Annotated in this window: 2 protein-coding genes and 1 pseudogene; all 3 read left to right on the forward strand. The window is 72.2% G+C overall.

The features are described 5' to 3' along the window. Positions 1-92: 92 nt before the first annotated feature. Positions 93-437 (forward strand): annotated as a pseudogene (locus ABZ016_RS42855) (MerR family DNA-binding protein); the annotation flags it as partial. Further along, positions 434-748, forward strand: a complete 315-nt coding sequence (locus ABZ016_RS42860) for a thioredoxin domain-containing protein (RefSeq protein ID WP_356922226.1) — start codon at positions 434-436, stop codon at positions 746-748. The pseudogene ABZ016_RS42855 and the gene ABZ016_RS42860, both read left to right, overlap by 4 nt. A 172-nt stretch (positions 749-920) precedes the next feature. Next, complete coding sequence (locus ABZ016_RS42865; RefSeq protein ID WP_356922227.1) at positions 921-3,152, forward strand: ATP-dependent DNA helicase; 2,232 nt, start codon at positions 921-923, stop codon at positions 3,150-3,152. The last annotated feature ends 140 nt before the right edge of the window (positions 3,153-3,292 follow it).

The raw sequence follows: 3,292 nt of genomic DNA on the forward strand, positions 1-3,292 counted from the left end.
GCACACTTAAATCGTCCGATGGCTCGCCTCGCGGCGCGGGGCCGCCGGGGGCGGGCCCCCCCCCGGGGGGGGGGGTTATAACGGGGGGGGGGGGGCTGCTGCCCGCGCGACGTGCGGGGAACGGATACCGGACCTACGACGAGAGTGATCTGCGGCTGCTCCGGCAGATCCGGACGCTCCAGGACTTCGGGTTCGACCTGGAGGAGACGCGGCCCTTCGTGGAGTGTCTGCGGGCGGGGCACCCCGAGGGCGACTCCTGCCCGGCGTCGCTCGCGGTCTACCGGCGCAAGCTGGACGAACTCGACTCCCTGATCGGCCAGCTGACGGGCGTACGGGAGACGGTCGCCCGGCAGCTGGCGCGGGCCGAGCTGGCCGCCGACGCGGAGGCTCCGGGGGGTCCGGAGCCGCGGTGCGAACTGGGAGGGCACACGTGGTGATCGATGTGACGGACGCGGACTTCGAGGCCGAGGTGATCGGCGCCGACCTGCCGGTGCTGGTGGAGTTCACCGCCGACTGGTGCCCGCCGTGCCGGCAGATGGGGCCGGTGCTGAAATCCCTGGCCTCCGAGGAGGGCGACCGGCTGAAGGTGGTGCAGCTCGACGTGGACTCCAACCCGGCGACGACCAATGCCTACAAGGTGCTGTCGATGCCGACGTTCATGGTGTTCCGCGGCGGCGAGCCGGTGAAGTCGATGGTGGGGGCGCGAGCCAAGCGGCGGCTGCTCGAGGAGCTGGCCGACGTGCTCTAGGCGACCCGCCCGGACCACAGGAAATCCCCCGAGCAATTGCGCTCGGGGGATTTCCTTGCGTATATTTGTTTGTTCGTGACTTCAAGTCTCAAGAAGTCACAGTGAAGTTCAGTGAGCACAGTATATCCGGGCGGGAGCGGAATTGTCAAACACCGAATATCCGGACGATGAATTGCGGCAGGAGCAGGAATTCATCGACGGGTTGTACGCGCGCGTGGACGCGCTGCGCGGCGACGCCGAGACCTCCGTCACGGACGCGCTCGCGCAGGGCAACACCCCCATGCAGGCCAGACTCGAACGGGACATCCTCGTCGCCGAGCGCTCCGGGCTGCTCGCCGCGCTCAACGCGGTGGACGGCTCCCTGTGCTTCGGCCGCATCGACCTCACCTCCGGCACCACCCACCACATCGGCCGCATCGGACTGCGCACCGACGACGCCGAGCGCACCCCCGTCCTCATCGACTGGCGCGCCGACGTCGCCCGGCCCTTCTACCTGGCCACCGGCCACACCCCGATGGGCCTCAGGCGCCGGCGGCACATCGCGACCGACGGCCGCAGGGTCACCCACCTGCACGACGAGATCCTCGACCTCGGCGACGAGACCCGCACCGGCCACGAGGACCCCACCGGCGACGCCGTGCTGCTCGCCGCGCTGGGCTCCGCCCGGACCGGCCGGATGAGCGACATCGTGCAGACCATCCAGGCCGACCAGGACCGCATCATCCGCGCCCCGCACCGCGGCGTCATGGTGGTGGAGGGCGGTCCCGGCACCGGCAAGACGGCCGTCGCCCTGCACCGCGCCGCATACCTGCTGTACGAGCACCGTGAGCTGCTCGCCAAGCGCGCGGTGCTGATCGTCGGGCCCAACCCGGCCTTCCTCGGCTACATCGGCGAGGTGCTGCCCTCCCTCGGTGAGACGGGCGTGCTCCTCGCCACCGTCGGCGAGCTGTTCCCCGGCGTGAAGGCGACCGCGAGCGACACCCCCGGGGCCGCCGCCGTGAAGGGCCGCGCCGGCATGGCCGACGTCCTCGCCGAGGTCGTCCGCAGCCGGCAGGCGCTGCCCGACCCGGTGATCGCCATCGAGCACGACCGCGAGGTCCTCATGCTCGACGACGGTCTGGTGAACGTCGCCCGCGAGCGCACCCGCGCCGCCAAGCTGCCGCACAACGCGGCCCGCGAGCACTTCGAGGGCCACATCCTCAACGCGCTCACCGACCTGTACGCCGAGCGCATCGGCACCGACCCCTTCGACGGGTCCAGCCTGCTCGACCCCAGCGACATCACCCAGATCCGCGACGACATCGCCGAGAACCCGGAAGTCTGGTCCGCCATCGACCAGCTGTGGCCGGTGCTCACCCCGCAGCGGCTCGTCGCCGACTTCCTCGCCGCGCCCGAGGAGTTCCTGTCCGCCGAGGACGCCGACGCCGTACGCCGCCCGGTGACCCGGCGCTGGACGGTCGCGGACGTGCCGCTGCTCGACGAGGCCGCCGAACTCCTCGGCGACGACGACCGCCTGGCCCGGGAGCGCGCCGCCCGCCGGCGGGAGGAGCAGATCGCCTACGCGCAGGGCGTGCTGGAGGTGTCGTACGCGTCCCGGACCTACGAGTTCGAGGACAAGGAGGACAGCGACCCGGAGAGCAGCGAGGTGCTGTCGGCGCACGACATCATCGACGCCGAGCGGTTCGCCGAGCGGCAGGAGGAGGACGACCACCGCAGCGCCGCCGAGCGCGCGGCGGCCGACCGCACCTGGGCGTTCGGGCACATCATCGTCGACGAGGCGCAGGAGCTGTCGCCGATGGCGTGGCGGCTGCTGATGCGACGCAGCCCGACCCGTTCGATGACGCTGGTCGGCGATCCCGCGCAGACCGCGGAGGCGGCCGGCGTCGGCTCCTGGTCGGGCATCCTCGCCCCGTTCGTCGAGGACCGCTGGGAGCACACCCGGCTGGGCGTCAACTACCGCACCCCGGCCGAGATCATGGACGTGGCGGCGGCCGTGGTGCGCGCCGAGCACCCGGGGTTCGAACCGCCGAGCTCCGTCCGCTCCACGGGCGTACGCCCCTGGGCGCGCGCCACCGACGACGTGCCCGGCGCCGTCGCCAAGGCGGTCGAGGAGCTCATCCCCGCCGAGGGACGGCTCGCCGTGATCGCGCCCCGGGACCTGCACCGCGGCATCGCGGCCCGGCTGGACGGTGTGACGGCGGGCGCCGAACCGGACCTCACCCAGACGGTCGTCCTCCTCGACCCGCGCCAGGCCAAGGGACTGGAGTTCGACTCCGTCCTGGTGGTCGAGCCCGGCAGGTACGGCACCAGCGACCTGTACGTGGCCCTGACCCGGGCCACCCAGCGGCTCGGCGTGCTGCACACCGGAGAACTCCCCGAGTCCCTGGCGGAGTCCTTCGCGTAGCCGCACACCCGGACGGGAAGACGCCCGGGACCGGCGAGTGCCGCGTCTCCGCCCGGTGCAGGCGCTCTGCGTCATCGACGGCACCCCACTCACGCGCACGCTCGAAGTGACGGCTGATGCGCGCCGCCCGCTCCTGCTGC

Origin of the sequence: Streptomyces sp. NPDC006372, from assembly GCF_040612515.1 — a bacterium.
Taxonomy (GTDB): domain Bacteria; phylum Actinomycetota; class Actinomycetes; order Streptomycetales; family Streptomycetaceae; genus Streptomyces.